The organism is Bartonella sp. SL320, assembly GCF_059687635.1.
Genome location: NZ_CM185143.1, coordinates 538,530 through 561,293 on the forward strand (window position 1 = coordinate 538,530; position 22,764 = coordinate 561,293).

Sequence of the window (22,764 nt, forward strand, 5' to 3'; positions counted from 1 at the left end):
TCCGAGGTCCATTTTTAAAAGTTTAATCTTTTCTTAAAGAGAATTCTTTGTCTAATAAGAGAATTTCTTTGCCTAATGCGTTAAAGACAAAGCAAAACACGCGATACTCATTATTCTAGCTATACTAATCTTCTTAAAGTTTCAAATATGAAATTACTTTTTTGTAATGTATCCATGTACTATTCTAGATAATGTGGTAAAAAAGACACAATTTTTGTTTTGTTAACTTTTTCTCCCGATGGAAGCAATATAAGGAAAAAAATTCAAATATTTGGGAAAAAAATCGAAAATGTCTTGAACTTTCTGTTGATACCATTTATGCAACTCCTTGGAGAGGTGGCCGAGTGGTCGAAGGCGCTCCCCTGCTAAGGGAGTAGGGCTCAAAAGGCTCTCGAGAGTTCGAATCTCTTCCTCTCCGCCATTATGCAGAAAAAATTATATTCAATAAAACCAGTATATTCATAAAGGCTAGGGAAGTTTGCTTCCTTTAACTTATTTTTTATCTACGCTGGACTTTTTGTCGTTTTTTCATGGTTTTCATTGCTGGGGCTCCATTGTTGGTTTTCCATTGCTAGATGTTGATGATTGGTTTTCTTTGTTTCAAGAAATGCCATATTATCTTCAGTCTTGCCAATCAGTGTTTTCATTCACAAAAGCTTAAGGGTTTACAGGAGCAGCGCGTAGAGCTGCTTGCTTTTTCATACCGGCGGCTTTGCTATATTTCGTAAAATAAGTGGCAAAAACTTGTTTCTAAGGGTAGAAAAATTAAAATGAAGTCAATCGGGGATGTTTTATCCCCCTATAAGTTTTATGCCAATCGCCATACCAATTTATCTTTATGCTGATTTATATAAAAAGAACATGATCTCGTGAAAAAAAACGTGCGAGAAAATCAAAGGGCTTGCAAAATTTTAAAGGCTTTTGTTGATATAAGGAAAGCGAAACTCTGTCATCACATTGATGTTTTATCTTTTTGAGCGAAGAATTGCTGAAAGACTTTTATAAATATAAGAAACGCCATGAATGCCTATACAAATTAGGCAGATGTAAAGTTAGATGTATGAGGGATGTTGTCCCACAAAGTGTTTTATATCCATATATTTCTCCAATCTATTGAGGCATATTTGTTGTTTGATGACGTTGTTTTCTAAGCTTTTGCTATGGTGGGTCAAATCGATATCGGCTTTTAACACAGCAGCATATGAAATATTTAAGGCGGTTTATTGTTTTTACTCTTGTATCTGCTCTTATAGGTCAAATAGGGAAGAAAATATTGTAACTTGTTAGCAAATAATTTTAAAAATGGAAAAATCATTGCATTTAAAAAAAATGTGAAAGCAACGAAGATAGAAATCGGTTCCCGCCTTTATCATCATCTTAATGAACACAGCTTTATAACTTTTATAAATCTTCAATAGTCGTGTTCGTTCAGTAATGGAGATTATGGGCTTTTTGCTTTTGTCTATCCCGTTTAGGAGTATACGCTCCGAACGCAAAACAGAATATTCGCGTGTTACCAATGTGCGTGTTACCAATGTGCGTGTTACCAATGCCCATGTTGCCAGTGTATGAGCTGATTTTAAAGAGATCTCTCTCAAACTTCCCAAGCTCATTTTGCAATATGGTATAAAATGCAAAAGCTTTTGTGAATTATAGAAAGCGAGCATATCATTTTGAGATTTTTGAAGAAACGAGGGGGGTATATTCATCTTCATGTTGCATAGGATTTGTCTATGAGCGTTCATAAAAGATCTCTTTCCTTTCTCAATTGTTTTTACTCAACAGATTTATCCAACGGAAAAATAGTCCAAAATATAAAAAAGCTTACAAAGATAACAGTCGCCTGCCAATGAAAAGGGTATATCAAAAATCCACCAATGAAGAAGTGCAAGTGTTGGCAACATTCCAATAAAAGAAAAGACAATAAAATGTGGCTCTTTTGGCTTATGGCCTGCAAACAAATGATTTTGATTATTTCAACATAAAACAGATGTGAAAAACATCTTACGATGTTTGAGTGCGGTATATTATCTATAAAACGATTGCTGTATGGATTTATTCTATTGAAAGCCCGAGTTATCAAAGATCTCAAGAAGCCTCGATCTCTTTGAGAGAAAATCTTAAAAAACATCGTTGATGATAATTTTATGGTTTTTCTCTTATCAAGACTTTTGAGAGTGTTTCATCCATCTCATGACGATTACACCACATAAGAAAAAAGTAAAGGTTGGTAATATGAGGTAAGAAGAGGGTGCAACGTTTGCAGGAAGAAAAGAAATAATACTTAATACGGTGATTGAAAATATTCTTCCGCTAAAAGAGACTGCACCAACAATACCGGAAATATGTTGCCTTTGTGTTTGATTCAGTTCGGAGAAAAATAAGCTTTTTGCGCCTATCGGTACGGTACAAATAAATCCATGGATTAAAGAGAAGGCAATGACTGATACCGCCGTTTGATTATTATGAACGAAAAAATAAAGTGCGATGCACATCAGAGAAGAAAAGAAGGAAAAATATTTGATCGAGTTCTTATATTTTTTATCAAGAACATGATATTTTGCCATCAGTAAATTTGAAAAATACTGTGCTGAAAAGGCTCCAATATGACAGCACATAAGGACCAACATTTGCGAACCATTGAGGTGAGCAATTTTTTCCCCCTTGCCAAGGATAATGGGTTGCCAGAAATGATAAATAATCTGAATTCCAGCGCTAAAAAGACACATGAGGAAAATAAACCATGCGCCTCCCACGGTGTTTTGAAAGATCCACAGGGTTTCCTTGGCATTGTGCAAGATTGTTTTTGTTTTATGTGTTTCAATCGTTGTTTTCTTTTCTTCAGGAACAATAAGGAAAACCAAAAAAATAATTCCCATCATGAAGCATGAGAGAATATATCCCATAAAATATTGTCCAGAATAATAGATCGTTCCAATGCCTACAATCCCACTGAAAATGCTCCCGAAAGAGTTCACTTGGTGATAAAGATGAGCATAATGCGAAAAGTGATCATGTTGATCACCAAGAGAATGGTAAATCCATCCGTCAATCGCACTGACAATGATGCAAATGCCGGCAGCATAGAGAATTTGCGCAATAATAAGCGCTGTCATATTGGGGGCTTTAAGACAGAGAAGATAAAATATTCCGGTCATAAAGACGCCAGCTATTACGGAATATTTACGTCGATATCTGTCCGCTAAAACAGCACAAGGAAAATCAAGCAGCAGAATGGTTGTAGAAAAGACAACTTGAAGCAGCGCCAATTGCGCGAGACTAACCCCCATCGACATTAAAAAAATCGCATGGTAAACACCAATGAGCATACGTACGGCATTATAGGAGCCATAGGTGAGAGCAAGGGTGCGTGGTCTGTTCATTTATGCTGTTCCATCAATCATACAGTGAAGTTTCTCATTGAATAGAATATTTTTCTGTAAAAAGTTGGCTGTTCCATATTCCCACAATATCCTCACATAGCGGCGATCAGTGGAAAGAAGGCTGCCATAACCACCCAAAAATTTAAGAGCATCATTGGCACACATGGTGGCTGAAAGAGCATTCACAGGAGGAAATATAGCCACTTTGAAGTTATTATTAATCGTAACACAAGCATTATAAAGAAGATGATCACTTTTTTCCGGAAGATTGCCTATAGATGAGTGACATGCATAGCTCCCAGTTCGTCCAGGTATATAAAATGGACCAAAGACAGCTATGTCATTAACGTAACCGGATATAGCATGAACATAACCGAAATTTATAGAGACTTGTTTATTCTTTATGCACCATTCATTAATCCATAGTCCTCGTTGATCAGATGAATCAGCAGAAATGATCCATAAATCAGCTTGGGGTAATTTTTTTTCGATAATCAACATTTGTATCCCCCCCCTTTTTCTTTGATTGTTTTTCAGAATCTTTCTCTTTTATTCAATAAAAAATTGTCTTGCAAGGTTCGTCACTTTGATCACATCATTATTAATAAAAGACAATTTTCCATGCATCAGAGGCTGTATTCCCATGTATGAGAGGATGCAAGAATTGCTGATTCATCATTAAATTCCCCCTAGAATGATGACACTTTTTTTGCAAAAAAATACGCTGAAAGCAGCTTCAATGCATAGCATAACTTTGATGATGGAGATGATATCTTAAAAGAGCACTCTTAATTGAAGAAATTCTTTGATCGGGCAGACAGAGCAAAACAATAGCGCAAAATAAGAAAACCCAACACATGATTAAAGTTTTTATCTTATGATGAATAATGGAAAATTGGGAACTTCATTAATGCTCTTTTTTGTGATCTACTGCACTGTAAGGAAAATCAAATTCCCCCATTTATGCCTCTCATTGATCAGTGATCAATAAACATTTTTAACAACCTGCTCCAAAATGGCATTTTTTTACAAATAACAATATACACTGTCTCTTAAATTATAATCTTGCTCATTAGGCGCCCCTCTGCTGATTCAATCAACTGTTCTTTTAAAAAAATACCGCTTGAGAAAAAGGTGTCTTATCCGTTTCATACTCTATGGTCTGTTAATGAATTTGAGGAAGATAATATAAGATAGATTATAGAAAATGAATCATTTTGAATTTTTGTAAAAAAAAACGCAATTTTTTACGGTTGCTGTTTACGGTTGCTGATGGAATGAACCAATCTGTCTTAAACGTAATCTCTATATCATTGTTTTTATCCCATTGATTGTGTTTCTCCATTTTGATGAATGCATCAATTTCATAATTGTCATATTAATCAAAATATTAATATTGATTAGTTTATAATGTCATCTTAAATTCTTTTTAAATCTCGTATAATACGTATAAAGTGATTAAACTTCTCCTATAGAGATAAAAAAGTTTATACCTAAGCTATTGAATAAATTATTTTTTATCAGTTTATTTAGTTTACAGAATATTTATTGGTATACAGCTTATCATTTTTATCGTAGATTATTTTCGGTAAATTTAATAAATTTTATTATACACACTTTGATACGAATTTATGTATTTATTTTAGGTATTTTGTACGAGAAAATAGAAAGATGTTTACAAAAAAAAATCCGTTGAGAGAAAGCTTATTGCTGGTCCTATTTTTGCTGACATATCTTGTGTCTGCCTCGCATGGCTATACCGGAATAAGTGAATTCTTTTGTTCCCAAGTTGCTAAGGAACGGGATGACGCCATTGAGAAGTTGGATTCGCTTGCGTTTGAAAAAGCAAATGCCGAACGGGGATGGAATGATACAATGAAGTTATTGGGGGTAGTGGTAGAGGATTTGCAGAGAAGTGCTCTTGAACAGCAGGAAATGTATTTGGCAGTGCTCAAAGGGATGCCAAATAACAAACAGCTTGCTTATAGATATGAGCTAACTCAAAAACGGAATACAGCAGTTTTTGAGCGAATAAAGAAAGTTCTCACTTTATTTGAGCATGTTGAGAAACGAACAGAAGGTTTTCGAATGCTCAATGAAGTGAACAAACTTAAGAACCAATCTCAGTCATTAGATGACTTAAAAGTGATATCTCAACATGACGAACATATTAATAAATTAAATAAAGAGCTTGAGAAGCTTGGTCATGAAGTTGATGATTTAAATAAAAAACTTCAAAATTTGAAAAAAATATCGCGATAAAGGGACAGCAGTTGTTCATTGATGCCATGGGAAAGAAGGCATGAAATGTTCAATGATTTTATTAAAGAAGGAATGAACAGTGGGATTTGCCATAATACTCACTCTATCTGTTACGGTGATTATAGGAACTCTTTGTTTTTTATGTAACAGGAATTGCGAAAGAGCCGAAAGAGCGAGACAGAAAAAATACGGAGAAGCACGAGAGACATGCTTTGAGAATGAAAAAAGAAGATGAGATCCGTATGACAATACAAGCCCCCCAACCATTGCATAAGACACTTTAAAATCCAGATAATAAGGTTTCGGGAGTCTCTTCAGAATTTGATAAAGAATCAAAAGTTTTAGCGCTTAAAGAAGCTATGGTACTTTCATCGAAGGACTATAAAATAATTGTCTTCATATTTGTTATAAGTTTAGCAGTGGACTCTGTTACTCAGGTGTTTTACGAAGACATTATCCGAGTATTTGATGTGGCTATTACCCAAACGTTGGATGGAGTCAGAGAGTTCGATATTCTGACTTTTATATGTATTTTGATCTTATTTATTTTAATCTGTTGTTGCTTGGCTATCTCGGTTATTTTAATTTTATACATACGATTGACGAAGAAGTTGAAAAAAACACTTCAGCAATTAGAAGACACTCTTCAGCAGCGAGATAAAGCTCTTGCGGTACAAGAAGTGAGAGGAAAATGACAGCTCTTATGATATTGTTTGTTTTTATAAGTACAATTATTAATTGTATTTTAAACATAGCAATCATTATGCTTGGTTATTCTTTTACGAAGCGTTCAAAATTGTATAAAAAGGTTGTTGCAGAATTAGAAAAAGTGACAAGAGAGCGAGATGCAGCAATCGAGGGATTATTCGAGAAAAAACAATAAAAGCAGCACAAGGTTCGAATTTTTTTATGGAATACATGTTTAATTTTAAGCATGGAGATGTGTCATATTGGTGAATACCATCTAATGGTTTAGATAGAACAAAAGGAGAGGGGGAACAAAACTCAAGGTGTGTGATTAGAATTTTTCTCATGACGAATGATTTTATGTTCTATATTTCTGAGGTTTTTTCTTGATTTAGGGAGGTATAAAAAACAAATTCTCCCAATATTATTGAGATAAACTGTTTTGAGTTTGCCGCAGTATTCTCTTGTAACGAATGAGAATGTGTCCGGATATTTTAAAATATATTTCTGCTCTCTTCTTTTATCAAATTTTATCAAATGGTTTTTTTTGAACTGTTATGATTTATCATTTTGTGCTGATTTTCCAATTTTATTGGATTGGGCGTTTAATGAGTTGAGAGGGGATTTTTTTGAACCACAAATAACAAAGCGTGAAAATTAGTCTTTCATCAATCATGAGATCGGGTGTTGAAATATATATATGAGCTCATTTAAGGAGCCTCTCTTTATCGGGGGAAGCGAGATAATGATTAACAGACTTTATGGTCGAAGGGGTTTTTTATCTTAATTTTACGGATTTTGGGGGTAAGTTAAATTTTCCCTTATGATTTTAAAAGATGTAGTTTTTTAAACATTAGAGATCCATCTTATTTTGAAGTACGAATGATTGTCATGAGAGAGATCTTTACTTAAAAAAAGTAGAGCTCCTTTAAAAGCACTTGGTAAAGTCAAAAAATATCTCGAGAAAAATCATGATTTGCAATAATTGAGAGAAATTTCAAAAAGTTTGTTTGATTCACAAGAATATTTCTTCTTCTAACAGGGCTTTTTAGATGCTTACATTCTTTGTAAAATTTTACGCAAACTTTGTGATGTCTCAGAACAGCTTTTAAATATGGCTAAGCTTTAGCATTTTTATCTTTTGTGGAGATTGGAAAAAGTCTGTACTTATTGGTATGAAAGACAAAATTATAGAACTCTTAGATTAAGAGAAAGCTTCTCTTTTTTAGAGCTGTTGGCATGTTTGTTCGAAACTTAGAGAATTTCTTGCAACAAGATGCAGAAAAATTTAAAAAACTATTAAAAAAATTGGCAAAAAAGAAGCGCCCTATAGAGGCATGTGGCGAAACTTTATTCCCTTACTTTTATTGGCGTATCCCTGACCTCTTAAAATATACATGAAATCAGTAAGTTATAGGACAGATAAAAGAATATGGTGCCCAAAAGAGGACTCGAACCTCCACGCCTTGCGGCACAGGTACCTGAAACCTGCGCGTCTACCAATTCCGCCATCTGGGCTCATGAAATTCATCTAAGCTTGTGAAGCAGTTCTGTCAATAAAATTATCGATAGTGCTGTCAAACATTATGTTTTGGTACGGGGTAGGGAAGGTACTTCTTATTGTACTATGCGTCGTATAAAGCGTCATGTTGTTGAGGTATAGATTTTCGCTTTTTTTTCATCCGTATAAAATAACAATGTTAAATGAAAGATTAAGAGCGGAATGATTGAAAAAACCAAGAAGCCTATGAGACATTGTAAGTGAGTCATTACAAGAGAAATGCATCTGAGGGAGCGATGGGTTGATGAACTGATAGACCTATGGACTGATGAGCCTATTGGGGGAGAGAAGAAAAATTAATCCTTTATCGTGAGGAGGAGAGGGAACTGTTCATTTTGAAACAGCATGGCATTGGATTGTATTTTTTGCTCCATTAAATTTTCAATTAAGGTGTGATGATCGTCTTGGAGGAAATGGTTGAATCAGGATTAAAGGTGTAAATAATAGGAATACCGGTTGCTAATTCTTGAGATATAATTTCTTCACTGGTAAGACCTTCAAGCGCCATAATAAGAGCACGAAGAGAATTTCCATGCGCTGCGACCAAAACCGTTTGAGAGCGTAAAATATGAGGCTGGATATGGTAAAAATAATAAGGCCAAATGCGTGCACCGGTATCGCGTAGGCTTTCTCCATTCGGGGGAGCAATAGTATAGGAGCGGCGCCATATTTGTACTTGCTCTGCCCCCCATTGTTGACGCACTTCATCTTTATTTAAACCAGAAAGATCACCATAATTACGTTCATTTAATGCTGCGTTTTTGATTATTTCTAAATCGGATTGATCCATTTGCTCTAAAATGTGCCGCGCCGTTTTTTGCGCACGCTGTAAGGCGGATGTATAAGCAATATCAAACTTTAAACCAGATTCTTTCAGTTTTTTTCCTGCTGCTATCGCTTCGTCCTGACCTTTTTTAGTTAAGTCAGGGTCTTTCCAACCGGTAAAAAGATTTTTGAGATTCCATTCACTTTGACCATGACGGATGAGTACAAGTGTGCGTCCCATTATGAATTTCCTCTATTCTATTGATTGTTTAAAATTCATTGTTCAACCCCAAAACATCAAGCATGGAATAAAGACCATTTTCATGGTTTTGGGCCCACAAAGCTGCTTTTAATGCGCCATTGGCAAAGATGGAACGCTCTTGCGCTGTATGGGAAAGAACAATGCGTTCATTTAAACCAGCAAAAATGACACTGTGTTCGCCAACAACTGTCCCTCCGCGTGAACAAGAAAAGCCAATGGTGCCTTTTTCACGTTGACCGATATGGCCATTGCGTTCGTTGACACGTACGTCTTGCAGCATAACATTGCGCCCTTCAGCGGCGGCTTGTCCAAGAAGAAGAGCTGTTCCAGAAGGGGCGTCAACTTTGTTTGCGTGATGCATTTCATAAATTTCGATATCAAAATCATCGGCTTCTAATGCTTTGGCCGCTTTCTTTACAAGGTTGGCTAAAAGATTTATTCCAAGGCTCATATTTCCGGATTTGACAATTGTTGTATATTGAGCAAACTCCGCAATCTTTTCTTCTTCTGTTTGGCTAAATCCTGTGGTGCCGATAATATGGACAAGTTTTTTTTGGGCCGCATAATCAGCATAAAGAATACTGGCTTGGGGTTGTGAAAAATCTAAAATACCTTCTGCGTTTGAAAAAGCATTTTCGGGATCATCGGTAATGAGAAGCCCGAGAGAATCCGAACCAATTAAGGCACTCACATCTTTTCCTACAAAAGCTGAGCCTTTACGGACAAGAACAGCACAAAGCTCTACATCTTTCCTCTGTTGGATTGCTGTAATGAGTTCACGTCCCATTCTGCCATTTGCACCAACAACTGTAAGGCGCATTTTTATCTCCTTATGATATTTGATTGTCTTGTAGTATAGGCAAATTCTTGCCTTCTTTCCAAGGGTTCTTTTTCTTTATAAGAAAAAATTTTTCTGCTTTAATTCATTCTTTTGTCCTGTAAAATTTTATCTTTTAGGGGAAGTGATATAAGATTTATAAGTTTATAGAGAGATGTTTTTTGTTATGTTATGGGATGGATCGTTTGAGGTTTAACTTGTAAAGCTTAAGGGCGATTGCGCATTGCTTTAGGCTTTTATTTCTTTTATTGCTCTGGTTATTGAGAGAGGACACAACTTTCATGCAAAATAGAACGCTTTAAAACAAAATATACTTAAGCTATTCCTTTGTGTGCTTGTCTTAAAAAAAGAGGGTCTCAGTGTTCTTTAAGTTCATTTGATGATGAGATCTTTCTAAGGGGATAGCGAGAAAGCTTAAATAATATAAAATTTATTCTGCACTACGATGTTTTTATAAAAAAAGAGAGCACCATTCATATGTTTATTCAGTCTTCAATGTGGCTGACAGCCTTTAGGGTTTGTAATGATTCACCGGTATTTTTATTCTTTTTTGTATGATTTTTTTCATATGCTCATTTCAGCAGTGATGGAAAAGCCCAGCAGTGCTGTAGAGGGAAAAGATTTTAATTGCTTCAAATGTGAGGAGGGGCATGTATGAAAAATATTGGGAGTTCATCATTCAATTTAAAAATTATCATTTTGAATCACTATTTTTTATCTATGAATAAAAACCTATAAAAAGGGGAAAAAATAGAAAGCTGTCTGAGACGCTGGATTTTTGACACATGGGCGTTGGTTGGATTTGTTATTTTTTAGGGAAGGCCGTTGAAAAAATCATCATTTTATAAAAACACAATGATGGCGCTAGGGCGCTTTTTTATTAAGAGTAAAGAGTTATGTAGGCTATGGAATGCCTTTTTTTCATATATTGGCAAGAATGGAAGATAACATGCGTTGAGTGAAGTGTTATTTTATTTGCCTCGCTTTTCATGGTGCTATAGCTTTTGTCTTTAAAGAGAGACTTTAAAACCCCTTGTTCGATATCTTTATCTCTAAACTGATCTTTTTTGTGATACGGCAAAAAGGATTATTGGGGGGCGTTATAAGGGCTTGAAATTAAGAGATTATGATGGAAACATATTTTCTTATACCATTATAAGCAACAGGATGATGAACCTCTGTATTTTGTCGATACGCAAGCATAAAAATTCATAAACGGGGCTGTTTCTTTTAAGCAAAAGATCACTTATATTTTTGTTTGTGAGAAGAGATTAGAAATCAAGATCAGCATAGTGAGCACTTGCAACAATTCCACGGACACGATCTGTTAAAAGAGAACGAAAAGAAGGGCGTGATTTCATCCGCATATACCAGTCTTTAGCAGCAGGGGATTGTTCCCAGTCAATTTCCCCTAAAAAGTCAAGGACAGAAACAGCAGCAGCTGCTGCTAGGTCAGCATAGGATAGGCTAGAACCCACTAAGCTATCGCGAGAGGCACAAAGCCAATTAAGATAATTCATATGGGGTGGAATATTAGCGCGTGCATTGCGTAAAATTTGCGAATTGGGAGCGCCACCGCCAATGGCAAGAGGCATTTCACGTTTATGGATTCGTTCTCGTACAATATGGCGCGTTGCTTCATTTTCAAATTTATTTAAAAACCAGTCATTGAGGCGGCGTACTTCCGCACGATCTAAAGGATTTTCTGGAAAGAGTTTATTTTCTTGTCGTAAACTTCCATGGGTTTCATCTAAATACTCGCAGATAACTAAGGGGCCTGATAATGGAACCTCGTGTTCATCGAGAAAAACAGGAACATGACCAGCAGGATTGAGAGCGAGAAATTCGTGTCTTCTAGCCCATTCATATTCTTCAATCAGTTGAGTGGTTAAACCATATTCCCCAAGAATAAGGCGTATAAAGCGCGAGGCAGTAGATAAAGGAGAGTGAAAAAGTGTCAGCATAATTTACACTATAAAATAGAGTTGATAAGAATTCTTTCAAGTCATCTTTTTTATAAAGATGCTTGATGAGAAGTACAAGATCATTAGCAGTGGCGCACAGTTATGCTTAATAAACTGTTAATAATATGAAGGTGTTCTTTTATGCAATGGTTTGCAAAATGGCAGCACGTAATTCTTCCAAACCGTATGCTTTCTCTGAAGAGGTGGCAAGGATCTGTGGATAAGCGGCTGGACGTTTGAGAAGTTTTGTTTGCATGGTCATCATTAATTTTTCCAAGGCACTTGATTTGATTTTATCACTTTTTGTCAAAACAATTTGGTAAGAAACGGCAGCCTTATCAAGGAGTGTTAGAACATCCTCATCATTCTTTTTTATGCCGTGCCGTGAATCAATCAAGAGGTAGACACGTTTTAGAGTTGTGCGTCCCCGTAAATAACTAAAAATCAAATTTGTCCATGCATCAACCAGATTTTTAGGAGCTGCAGCAAAACCATAACCAGGCATATCGACCAAGGCAAAAGGGGGAAGATCTTCTTGTTGTCCACTGAAACCATCAGGGATAAAATAATTAAGCTCTTGCGTTCGTCCTGGTGTATTTGAGGTCCGTGCTAAACCTTTTTGCTGGACAAGTGCGTTGATTAAAGATGATTTTCCAACATTGGAACGTCCCGCAAATGCGATCTCTGGTGGCCCTTCAGGCGGGAGAAAGCCTATTGCAGGGACACCACGAATAAAAATCCAATTACGAGAAAAAATTCCAGAAAGGGAAGAATCTCTCGTCATTTTTGCACTTCTTTTGAGGTCTGTACTTCTTTTTGGGGTGATTTTTTCCACATGGCTTTTAAATTATCAAATAGCTCAATTTTGGCGCCTTGACGCTTCATTATGATGCCTTGCTGAATGATTGATAATATATTGTTCCATGCCCAATAGATGACAAGACCAACCGGGAAAGAGGCCAGCATAAAAGTAAAGACGACAGGCATCCATGTGAAGATCATGGCTTGGGTTTGGTCTTGCGGAGCGGGATTCATACGCATTTGTAAAAACATCGTTATCCCCATAATCAAAGGCCAAGCACCAATCATAAGAAATGCTGGCGTTGTATAGGGTAAGAGTCCAAACAAATTAAAAAGAGATGTTGGATCAGGAGCTGCTAAATCTTGAATCCAGCCAAAGAAAGGTGCATGGCGCATTTCAATGGTGATATAGAGAACTTTATAAAGAGCAAAGAATATGGGAAATTGAACCAACATTGGCCAACAACCGGCAAGGGGGTTAATTTGTTCGGTTTTATACAGTTCTATGATTGCTTGTTGCTGTTTGGTTCGGTCATCGGGATATTTTTCTTTTATTTCTAGCAGTCGTGGTTGCATCAGCTTCATGCGTGCCATAGATTTATAAGATTTATTGGCAAGAGGGAAAAGAAGTGTTTTTAAGAGCACTGTGACAAGAAGAATGGCAACACCAAAATTTCCTGTTTGCTTATAAAGAATGTCAATGAGAGCAAACATGGGTTTGGTGATGAAATCAAACCAACCCCAATCAATTAAGAGAGCAAACTTGTTAATTTTTAGATCATTTTGATAGTTATTAATAATTTCAACTTGTTTTGCCCCAGCAAAAAGACGATTTGTAACGGTTTTTGTTTCATTTGGAGCAATCGTTAAAAGCGATCCTAGCAAGTCAGATTGATAATGCGTTTGCAAACGATCAAAATAAATAAAACGGCTTGTATATTCCTTATCTTGTGGGGGAATAACGGCTACAGCCCAATATTTATCAGTAATACCAATCCAGCCTCCTGTGACTTTGGAGAAAGTCATACTCTTTTGTCCATTATCAGGATTGGGATCAAGTTCTGCTAAGGTTTTATACTTTTCAGTTTTGAGCGAATCTCCCGCAATACCGATCATCCCTTCATGAAGCAAATAGGTGGCATTTGTATGTTCTGGTGGTGCTGCACGTGCAACGCGAGCATAGGATGAAAGATGTATTGGTTGATCACTTTCATTGCTGATAGAATCCTCAATGGTAAACATGTAATGATCATCAACAGAAAGGGTGCGGCGGAAGATTTGTCCTTGTCCATTATTATAAATTAAAGTGATAGGAGTTGAAGGGGTTAGGGTTGTATTATCTCCCTCTATTTGCCATTGGGTATCAGATTGTGGCAAGGCTTTTGCTGGCAAAGATGCACTGGCAAAACCAAATTCAGCAAGGTAGGTCGTTTTGAAACCTTTAGGATTCAGCAAATCGATTTCCGGTGATTTTTTATCGACAGTTACACGATATCTCTTGAGGTGAAGATCATCAAATTGAGCCCCAACCAGATTAATAGAGCCTTCAAGCTCATTGGTTTTGATCGCAATACGTTCTGTTTTGGCTAATACAGCTTTGCGAATTTCAGGAGTCATTGGTTGCTCGATAATCGAGGTTGCTTGATGTGTTGAAGCATCATCAGAAAAATTCGTTGTGGCAGTAGAAAGGGTTGATTGTTGCTTTGACAATTGCTCTTGTTGTGCGATAACTCGTTGTTTTTGTAACTTTGCTTGTTTGGGAGCGACATGAAGAAATTGCCATGCGATAAGCACTAGGAAAGATAAGCCAATAGCGATGAAGAAATTGCGGTTATATTCCATTCGTACACCCTTGTTGTCGTTGCTGATGTTTTGTTTTTGGTTTTATTCGCCGGTTTAATTCATTAATCAAAGATGTAAAAGGGGCATGTAACGCATCACGATAGGCCACAATGACATAGTCTGTTCCTGCTTCCATATGGTTTGTGACACCAACTCTTACGGCTTCACGCAGGCGCCTTTTGATACGATTACGTTTTACAGCATTACCGTTTTTACGGGTAACAGTGAAGCCTACACGTGCAACAGGAGAAGATTTTTTTTCTGTTGTTTGTTCACGAGACTTAACTTCAAGTAAAAATAAAGGACCCCGTCGTTTTTCTCCGGTACGGACAGCCAAAAAGTCTGCTCTTTTGCGAATACGGCAGGGGTGTTTTTTCTTCATAAAAGAACATTTCGTAATTTCACTAAATGCTTGGTGAGCCAAGCATTAGAAGTTCATAACAAAAGTTTCACAACGAAGAAATGAAGAAATAATGAGCAATCCTCAACGGTTGTGAAAATTTAAATGATTAAGCAGAAAGCCGCTTACGTCCACGAGCACGTCTTGCAGCAATAACTTTACGTCCTCCAGCTGTGGCCATGCGTGCACGAAACCCATGGCGGCGTTTACGGACAAGTTTAGAGGGTTGGTAGGTACGTTTCATTTATTTAAATACCGCGGCGTGCGGCCCTTCTTATACTTTAAGTTTTATGAACAGTTATGCGTGAAAAAACTATCCTATCATACGACTGATAATCCATAAGGAAAAATATAAAAAAAGTCAATCTTAGATTGCTTTTCTCTCTCTTGAAAAAATACAAAACGCTTTATAACTGTTTGTGATACTTTTTTTGTGATATTTTACACGCGCACAAACATAATGATTGAGTGTATAGAAAATAAATGATTAAAGCATTAAAAAATGAGAGAAAATGTGACGGATTGTTGTATGCTCAGCTTTAAATATACTTTTTATATAAAGTGCTTTTCTCGATTTTGCTTTTTATAAAATTTTTATCAGAAAATTCGTTAAAGTGTTTATCGCACAAACGTGCTTGATAAGTTTTTATAACAGATTTTGTGTTTTAATTTCTTTATTTTAGGGGTGTTTTCTTATTTTTTAAGAGATAAGATAGAGGTTATTTATACTTTATCGTTTCTGAGTAAAGCAGAAAATTTTAGGGGATAAACCTGTAAATATTTTTCGTTCTTATGCTTGTATTTTTAGCATTTTGATAGAGAGGAAAGAATGTGGATCCTATGACAAGTGAGACTGTCCGCAACGTATTACGTAAGATCAAGGGACCAGATCTTGAAAGCGATATTGTATCGTTGGGGCTTGTTTCAGAAATATTGATTGCAGATGGTAAGGTTTTCTTTTCCATTACAGTTCCGGATGGACGTGTACAAGAGTGGGAATCATTGCGCCATACTGCTGAAGAGCTGGTGTGTACTTTGGAGGGAGTAAAATCTGTTGTTGTCACCCTTACAGCAGAAAAGACAACAAAGGCAGTGCCCAGACGCAGAACCAATCCCTTACCCGTAAAAATGCCCATAGAGGGTGTGCAGCATGTGATTGCTGTTGCTTCTGGAAAAGGAGGGGTTGGAAAGTCTACGACGGCGATCAATATCGCCTTAGCGTTAAAAAATGCTGGTTTAAAAACAGGGGTAATGGATGCGGATATCTATGGACCATCGTTGCCACGTTTGACAGGGCTTGTTAATCAAAAGCCACAGCTTATTGGAGGAAAGAAGATTCAACCTCTTGAAAAATTTGGTCTGCAATTGATGTCAATGGGATTTTTAGTCGAGGAAGAAAAGCCGGTCGTATGGCGTGGTCCTATGGTTATGGCGGCTGTAACGCAATTATTACGCGATGTTGTATGGGGGCCTTTGGATGTTTTAGTTGTAGATATGCCGCCAGGGACAGGAGATGCACAATTAACGCTTGCGCAACAGGTACAATTAACCGGTGCTTTGGTTGTTTCTACACCGCAGGATCTTGCTTTAGTCGATGCACGTAAAGCGATAGAAATGTTTATGAAAGTCAATGTTCCCATTCTAGGTCTCATTGAGAATATGAGTTATTTTATTGCGCCTGATACAGGAAAACGCTACGATATTTTTGGCCATGGTGGGGCACGCGCAGAAGCGGAGCGTCGAGAAGTTCCTTTCTTAGCAGAAATACCGCTTGATGCTGCTTTACGCTTTTCTTCAGATGAGGGGATCCCTATTTGTGTTGCTCAGCCTGATGGCGAGCATGCTCAACTGTATCGTACAATTGTTGATCAAATAAAAAATAAACTTTTGTGAATGGGTGCTTATTGAAGAACGTTTGCTAAAATACAGTCATGAAAGACATAAAAATAATTTTTTACCATGGGATAAAGGGAGCCTTAATGGTTGAATGGCATATTATGGCATATGAAAAAAAACATCTCTCAAGGTGTGTCATAGCCATTGGGGGATCTCATTCAACATGCAAAATACTGAGCATCCTTTATAAATCAGTGCCTTGCATATCGCTTAAAACAAAAAATACATCATGTATTTGGTATTTTGGGAACCTGAATAGGAAGCAATCAGAGCGCTAGAGCTGTGAGATAAAAAAATGTTGGTTAAGTCTTTTTAAGGAGCATTCATTTTTTGTAAAGTTGCCTCAAGAGCTGTTGTTAAAGCATTCTTTCCCCCTTGCTGAGAAAAGTAATTTGACAAAAATTCATTTGTTCCCCCCTTTGTTGAAAATTCTTTTTCAAGTTCTGCAAAATTAAGAGAGTAAGAATAATCCTTTGTGATAATTTTACGCATTTCATCCGTAAGATTTCCAAACATCATGGCAAGGAATTCTGCTGATTGCTGTTTTTTTAACCCTTGTGTGATAAACCATTGATGGGCTGTTTCTATAAAATTGAAATAGACGCCCATAAGAGAACCCGCTGTCATAAAAAGATTAAATTGTTCTTCTTTATCCAGCACCAATGTGCCCCCCAAGGCATCAAATAAAGTGCGCAAAAAGGGGTGATCGGGATAAATGGGGGTTAAATTTTTGCACTCTGCAACAAAAGGTAACGGAACAGCTCGATAAACTTTATGATTGATCCACGCTTCCACTTCTGCGGCTTTGGCCATAGCAAGAACGGAAATAACCAGCTGTTCTGGACGAAAACGAAGAGAGCGCAAAACATCTTCTGCAATTTGGTTGGGTAAACAAAGAAAAACACAATCACTCATATCGAGCAATGCTTGGTTATTTTCAGCAATCATCACTTTATCATAAGTGCGTGAAAGATGCTCTGCTGTTTGTGCATTGCGCGGTGAAACAATAATGGAAGAAACATTAAAGGCACTTTTCATTAGTCCATTGATCATTGAAGCGCTGATTGTGCCGGTTCCCAAAAAGCCAAGTTTCATTTTTATGCCTCAGTTTTGTTTTTTTATTCTTCAGTTTTACCTTTTAAAAGAAATCTCGATAAACATCTTTAAATATTTTAACTTACATACATGCTAATTGAGGCAGCAACAAAGAGTATCGCAAGAATAATCAACCCCAAATAGATTTTAGGCTTGTCGAAGAGGACAGCAAAAGCAGAAAACCAACCCACAACAGCGGCGGATAAGGCAAATAAAAAACCTGGTTTATTCATCATTACAATATGCATTGCCATTAAACCACCAATAATCAGCGCTCCAAAAACAATGAGTAAACCCGTTGCAAACTTTTCATAATCATCCATATTTTGCTCCTTATAGCGCTCAAACGGTTAGACACTTTTTAACGCATATGCACATAAAGGAGAAATGTTTTTTATTGAGCATGGTTAAAACGGGTGCCTCCTCTTAGTGATCCGATGTAAAAAATGCGGGGATATGTTGTGGCCAACGCCAAGGTAAAATGGCAATCAAATCAAAGCGTACAGATAAACGAGCATAATCTTTTTGTCGAGCAAGCCAAATATCGGCTGCGGCCTCAATTCGTCTTTCATTTGTTCGGGAAACCGCTTCCATTGCTTCCATCAACGTTGAACGTGCTTTAACTTCAACAATTAACACAAGATTTCCCCGTCGTGCAATTAAATCAATTTCCCCACACTTGGTTTTAAAACGCATTTCTGCAATGTGAAATCCTTTGAAACGTAACCACCAAGCGGCTAGTTTTTCTGCACGAACCCCTCGATAAAAAGACTTTTGTCTCTGTTTTTTTTGTATCGTCTTAGGCATTATTTTACGCATTTTTTAAAAAAATCAATCGTTGAAAAAGTTTCTGCTTTTTCAGTCCAGTCTTTTTGGCAACCAAAGCTGCTGCTTGAGCCGCAGAATGTGTTTGTGCGTGTTCTAATAACATTTCATCAACTTCTTGATCACTTATCACATTGAAAGAAGAAGAAGCTTCTCCAACAAGCACAACAATTTCCCCACGAATTTGTGTCTGTTTTTTATAATTTTCCAACAAATCTCCCAAATTGGAAACATCGATTGTTTCAAACTTTTTTGTTAATTCACGGCAAATTGCAGCAGGACGATCTGCTGAAAAAACAGTGACCATATCTTGTAAAGTTTCAACAAGACGATGTGGTGATTCATAAAAAATCAAAGTTGCTGGAATGTTTTTTAATTGTTCCAATCGTTTTTGACGCTGTGTTTTGCGTGCATTCAAAAAACCTGCAAAGAAAAAGCTATCGGTTGGGAGTCCTGTCGGTATTAGAGCCGCTAAAAGAGCTGAGGCTCCAGGGATCGGAATAATTTTATGACCCGCTGTACGGGCTTCTTCTACCAATCGAAATCCAGGATCAGAGATAAGCGGTGTTCCTGCATCTGAAATAAGCGCTATCGTTTTGTTTTCTGCTAAAGCTGCTAAGAGTTTCGGGCCTGCTTTTTGCGCATTATATTCATGATAGAGAAAAGGTTTTTTCTCAATACCGTAACGTTCCAACAAAACACGGGTTACCCGTGTATCCTCACATGCTAAAATGTCAACGCTTGCCAGAACTTGCAAAGCACGAAGCGTAATATCTGCAAGATTTCCAATGGGCGTTGCTACAAGATAAAGCCCTGGTTCTATGATGGGTGCACAATAAGCATGTGCACCTATGAAATAGGTGTTCTTAGACATGCTTTTGTCTCTTCATCAAACTTCCCTTACTATAAGATCTTATCAAAATTTATATCCATACTTATCAGTTATTTTTGCTCACTTTTTATCAGCACATTTTTATCATGACAATGGCTTAACAACAGCGGTTTAACAACAGCTTATTTGTTTGGGTTTACTTACTTAAATAGTCGCTTACTTCATAATGAGATAACTTTATTCTCAACTTCAACGTTTTTGTCTCATATGCCCCGTTATTTTGCTCATTATTATCTTATTTTCAGTAAAATAAATTTCAGATATCAATATCCTATCAGCGCTATTATTTTCTATAAAACCTTCCTATCAAGAAGCACAAAAACTGTCTATGCTATCCTCTCACCTTTGGTTGGGCTTTTTTCAAAACGAAGCTGTCAGGACTATTTCTATCATGCTGATCTTTTAAAAGTCCCATTAATATTTTTTTGAGCAAGTATAAACAGACCCTTTTAAAACACAAAATGCCTCACGAACATTATGAATGAAAGATAAGTCCTTATCAGAAAAATATTTTGTTATATTCTCGACATCTTTAACAATATTAGGTTTATCTTAGAAGTTTTTAAGGTTAATTTTTATCTTAATAATTTTAATGACGAATTTATTATCTTTTATCTTGAGTAAAAGCTTTTAAATTATCGCACTTTACCCCTCTTATAAAAAGCTGGTCTTTCTCTCCGATTCATAGATCCATAGTCGGCATGTTTTGCGTTTTATGATGTTGTTTATCTTAAGGGAGTGCATATGCTTTTTCGATTTCTGGTAAATCAACAGCTACACTGAAGGCAGCCGCATGTTTAAAACAAAGACTAAGACGCATCAATATTATTCAAGCCATTCCAGCTTTTGTATGCCAGAGGGGAGCAAGGAGATAAGTGTATTTTTACTGGTGTCATCTCTCAAACCGGCAGATAGCCTCATTTAGGGAAGATATGAAGTTTTAAAGGTGCAAACTAATCACGCATTTTATCCTCTTTTTCATTTTAGTTTTGCAACCTTCAAAAGCATCCAAAGCACTATCTTTTAAATCATGAAGATTGCCTCATACTTTTGTTTCTCGCGTTTTTTAATGGGGGCACAATTTTCACGAAGAACACAGAGCCGTTGCGTTGTATACTCATAAGTTTGTTTTAAAGAAATATCTCTCAAAGCGCCCGTCACACCCATTTCACGATGGCGCCCGTTAAAGGGATAACGGGGGATAACGATTAAGCCATTGAGCCTCCCATTTTTATATTTATGAAGGAGCAGGAGGATACCATAATACACTTGGATCTGCCTTTGAGTGTTGTGATAGTTTTTGGCACTTTTCGACGGTTTTATAAAAAGGCATTTTTATTGTACGATTTTTATCCATATGGGCTCCTTCTACTTTTAATGTGCAAGCAAATAAATTTGATTAATTCATCATGAGAGGGATTTGAGATGAGAGAAGCTTACGGTACTCAAGCTTCTCATTCACGTTGAATAATTCTATATGATTATAAATCAATATGTTGATATTTTAAGAGAATAAACAATGATGCGTTATTGGGAGGGATTACATATTGGGATAAAAAGGGCCTTCATTGCCTTGCGGACAAATCCAAGTGATATTTTGGTTTGGATCTTTAATGTCGCATGTTTTGCAATGTATGCAATTTGAAGCGTTGATCATATATGTTAGATGATCATTATGTTTTAGCCATTCATAAACAGCGGCGGGGCAATAGCGTGCGGAAGGTCCTCCATAAATTGCATATTCAGAGTCCTTTTGTTTTTCTAATGAGGCGATCTTTAAATGACAAGGTTGATTTTCTTCATGGTGCGTATTGGAAAGGGCAACACTTGTCAGGCGGTCAAAGGTTATCACCCCATCGGGTTTTGGGTAAGCAATGGGTTGAAATTTTTCTGCGGGTTCAAGACAAGCATAATCTTCCTTGCCATGGGAGAGTGTTTTAAATAAAGAAAATCCGAACAGTTGCTGCCACCATATATCAAAACCGGCAAGTTTAATTCCATATTTTGTCCCGTATTTTGTCCAGAGTGGTTTGGCATTTCGCACTTGATAAAGATCTTTGCCAATGGGGCCTTTTCGCCACTGTTCTTCGATTTCTGTAACCTCATCATGAGCACGACCTTGCGCAAGAGCGGTCGCAATTTTATCGGCTGCTAATATGCCCGATAAAATGGCATTGTGTGATCCTTTGATACGAGGAACATTGACAAAGCCAGCAGAGCAGCCAATCAGTGCGCCACCAGGAAAGGTGAGTTTTGGTACAGATTGCCAGCCTCCTTCACTGATAACACGTGCCCCATAGGAAAGACATTTTGCATCTTTGAAGATTTCATAGATTTGTGGATGTGTTTTAAACCGCTGAAATTCTTCAAAAGGAGAAAGATAAGGATTTTTATAATCTAAGTGCACAACAAAACCAACAGAAATGATATTGTTTTCTTGGTGATAAAGAAAACCACCGCCGCTGGTACTATTGTCTAAGGGCCAACCGGTGAAATGTTGAACTAAGCCGCGTTGGTGTTTTTCGGGATCAATTTCCCAGAGCTCTTTGAGACCAAGACCAAATTTTTGAGGGTCACGATTTTTGCTCAAGTTAAAAGTTTGTATCAGTTGTTTTGCAATGGAACCGCGTGCGCCTTCCGCAATCAAAGTATATTTTGCCAATAACGCCATACCAGGCATATAATTTTTTCCAGGGGTTCCATCTTTGTTAAGCCCCATATCACCGGTGAGAACACCAATGATCGCGCCGTCTTCATTTTGAATGGTTTGTGTTACGGCAAAACCAGGATAGATTTCAACACCCAATGCTTCGGCTTTTTTGCTAAGCCAGCGGCAAACATTGCCAAGCGAAACGATATAACACCCGTCATTGGATAAGGTTTTGGGATACAAGATATGGGGCAATCGTGTCGCTTTTTGAGGCTTTAGAAAAAAAAACTGATCACGGGTCACAGGGGTTGTGAAAGGATGATCATGGTCATTTTTCCATTCTGGTAAGAGTGTATCGATACCAATGGGATCAACAACGGCGCCAGAGATAATATGTGCCCCAACTTCAGTTCCTTTTTCAACAATTGTGACAGAAAGCTCAGGATTAATTTGTTTTAGACGAATGGCAGCAGAAAGCCCTGCCGGTCCTGCTCCGACAATGACGATGTCAAACTCCATGCTTTCACGCTGGTCATACAGAGGTGCTTTCATGGCCTATAAAGCTTTCTCCAATTTTGGAACAGTTTGGTGTGGATTGTCCACAAGAGGTAAATTAACGATGTACGTAGCAAAAAGTTCTA

At 37.1% G+C, this 22,764-nt stretch carries 19 protein-coding genes and 2 tRNA genes; 5 read left to right on the plus strand and 16 right to left on the minus strand.

Annotated elements, in window-relative coordinates; translation table 11 throughout:
- Window positions 1-330 precede the first annotated feature (330 nt).
- A tRNA-Ser gene (locus AC6ER8_RS02265) sits at window positions 331-421 on the plus strand.
- 82 nt (window positions 422-503) lie between these two features.
- On the opposite strand, the gene AC6ER8_RS02270 is transcribed toward AC6ER8_RS02265, so the two are convergent.
- A complete protein-coding gene (locus AC6ER8_RS02270) occupies window positions 504-647 on the minus strand; it encodes a hypothetical protein (protein ID WP_497078991.1) in 144 nt (47 codons plus the stop codon).
- Window positions 648-1,443: 796 nt separating this feature from the next.
- On the opposite strand from AC6ER8_RS02270, the gene AC6ER8_RS02275 reads away from it, so the two are divergent.
- On the plus strand, window positions 1,444-1,572 hold the full coding sequence (locus tag AC6ER8_RS02275; RefSeq protein WP_497078993.1) for a hypothetical protein: 129 nt from the start codon (window positions 1,444-1,446) through the stop codon (window positions 1,570-1,572).
- Window positions 1,573-2,162: 590 nt separating this feature from the next.
- Here the strand turns inward: AC6ER8_RS02275 and AC6ER8_RS02280 are convergent.
- Complete coding sequence (locus tag AC6ER8_RS02280; protein WP_497078995.1) at window positions 2,163-3,383, minus strand: MFS transporter; 1,221 nt, start codon at window positions 3,381-3,383, stop codon at window positions 2,163-2,165.
- Entirely contained in the window at window positions 3,384-3,884 is a 501-nt protein-coding gene (locus AC6ER8_RS02285) for a hypothetical protein (protein ID WP_497078996.1), read from the minus strand.
- A 1,170-nt stretch (window positions 3,885-5,054) separates the two neighbouring features.
- Here AC6ER8_RS02285 and AC6ER8_RS02290 point away from each other — a divergent pair.
- Window positions 5,055-5,645, plus strand: a complete 591-nt coding sequence (locus AC6ER8_RS02290) for a hypothetical protein (protein WP_497078998.1) — start codon at window positions 5,055-5,057, stop codon at window positions 5,643-5,645.
- 691 nt (window positions 5,646-6,336) lie between these two features.
- Window positions 6,337-6,528, plus strand: coding sequence for a hypothetical protein (locus AC6ER8_RS02295; protein WP_497079000.1), 192 nt, complete (start codon window positions 6,337-6,339; stop codon window positions 6,526-6,528).
- A 1,237-nt stretch (window positions 6,529-7,765) separates the two neighbouring features.
- On the opposite strand, the gene AC6ER8_RS02300 is transcribed toward AC6ER8_RS02295, so the two are convergent.
- The 8 genes from AC6ER8_RS02300 to rpmH all read right to left on the minus strand — a co-directional run bounded on the left by AC6ER8_RS02300 (window position 7,766) and on the right by rpmH (window position 15,009).
- Window positions 7,766-7,850: transfer RNA gene (locus AC6ER8_RS02300), tRNA-Leu, on the minus strand.
- A 428-nt stretch (window positions 7,851-8,278) separates the two neighbouring features.
- A complete protein-coding gene (locus AC6ER8_RS02305) occupies window positions 8,279-8,899 on the minus strand; it encodes a 2,3-bisphosphoglycerate-dependent phosphoglycerate mutase (protein WP_497079002.1) in 621 nt (206 codons plus the stop codon).
- A gap of 28 nt (window positions 8,900-8,927) precedes the next feature.
- Window positions 8,928-9,740, minus strand: a complete 813-nt coding sequence (gene dapB, locus AC6ER8_RS02310) for a 4-hydroxy-tetrahydrodipicolinate reductase (RefSeq protein ID WP_497079004.1) — start codon at window positions 9,738-9,740, stop codon at window positions 8,928-8,930.
- A 1,289-nt stretch (window positions 9,741-11,029) separates the two neighbouring features.
- On the minus strand, window positions 11,030-11,722 hold the full coding sequence (locus tag AC6ER8_RS02315; protein ID WP_497079006.1) for a glutathione S-transferase family protein: 693 nt from the start codon (window positions 11,720-11,722) through the stop codon (window positions 11,030-11,032).
- Between the two features lie 139 nt (window positions 11,723-11,861).
- Window positions 11,862-12,506, minus strand: a complete 645-nt coding sequence (gene yihA / locus AC6ER8_RS02320; protein WP_497079008.1) for a ribosome biogenesis GTP-binding protein YihA/YsxC — start codon at window positions 12,504-12,506, stop codon at window positions 11,862-11,864.
- On the minus strand, window positions 12,503-14,365 hold the full coding sequence (yidC, locus tag AC6ER8_RS02325) for a membrane protein insertase YidC (RefSeq protein ID WP_497079010.1): 1,863 nt from the start codon (window positions 14,363-14,365) through the stop codon (window positions 12,503-12,505). The genes yihA and yidC overlap by 4 nt, the downstream gene beginning before the upstream one ends.
- Window positions 14,355-14,747: a ribonuclease P protein component gene (rnpA, locus tag AC6ER8_RS02330; RefSeq protein WP_497079012.1), complete on the minus strand. Its 393-nt coding sequence runs from the start codon at window positions 14,745-14,747 to the stop codon at window positions 14,355-14,357. The genes yidC and rnpA overlap by 11 nt, the downstream gene beginning before the upstream one ends.
- A 127-nt stretch (window positions 14,748-14,874) precedes the next feature.
- Window positions 14,875-15,009 carry a 50S ribosomal protein L34 gene (rpmH, locus tag AC6ER8_RS02335; RefSeq protein ID WP_005864709.1) on the minus strand — a complete coding sequence of 45 codons (135 nt, stop codon included), beginning with the start codon at window positions 15,007-15,009 and terminating at the stop codon, window positions 14,875-14,877.
- Between the two features lie 587 nt (window positions 15,010-15,596).
- On the opposite strand from rpmH, the gene AC6ER8_RS02340 reads away from it, so the two are divergent.
- Complete coding sequence (locus AC6ER8_RS02340) at window positions 15,597-16,658, plus strand: Mrp/NBP35 family ATP-binding protein (RefSeq protein WP_497079014.1); 1,062 nt, start codon at window positions 15,597-15,599, stop codon at window positions 16,656-16,658.
- 315 nt (window positions 16,659-16,973) lie between these two features.
- Here AC6ER8_RS02340 and AC6ER8_RS02345 read toward each other — a convergent pair whose 3' ends face one another.
- The 5 genes from AC6ER8_RS02345 to AC6ER8_RS02365 form a co-directional block, all read right to left on the minus strand.
- On the minus strand, window positions 16,974-17,756 hold the full coding sequence (locus AC6ER8_RS02345; protein ID WP_497079016.1) for a pyrroline-5-carboxylate reductase: 783 nt from the start codon (window positions 17,754-17,756) through the stop codon (window positions 16,974-16,976).
- Window positions 17,757-17,833: 77 nt separating this feature from the next.
- Window positions 17,834-18,079, minus strand: a complete 246-nt coding sequence (locus AC6ER8_RS02350) for a hypothetical protein (RefSeq protein ID WP_497079018.1) — start codon at window positions 18,077-18,079, stop codon at window positions 17,834-17,836.
- Window positions 18,080-18,182: 103 nt separating this feature from the next.
- On the minus strand, window positions 18,183-18,551 hold the full coding sequence (locus AC6ER8_RS02355) for a YraN family protein (RefSeq protein ID WP_497079567.1): 369 nt from the start codon (window positions 18,549-18,551) through the stop codon (window positions 18,183-18,185).
- A 16-nt stretch (window positions 18,552-18,567) separates the two neighbouring features.
- On the minus strand, window positions 18,568-19,455 hold the full coding sequence (rsmI, locus tag AC6ER8_RS02360; RefSeq protein ID WP_497079020.1) for a 16S rRNA (cytidine(1402)-2'-O)-methyltransferase: 888 nt from the start codon (window positions 19,453-19,455) through the stop codon (window positions 18,568-18,570).
- A gap of 1,558 nt (window positions 19,456-21,013) precedes the next feature.
- Window positions 21,014-22,675, minus strand: coding sequence for an electron transfer flavoprotein-ubiquinone oxidoreductase (locus AC6ER8_RS02365; RefSeq protein WP_497079022.1), 1,662 nt, complete (start codon window positions 22,673-22,675; stop codon window positions 21,014-21,016).
- Window positions 22,676-22,764 lie beyond the last annotated feature (89 nt).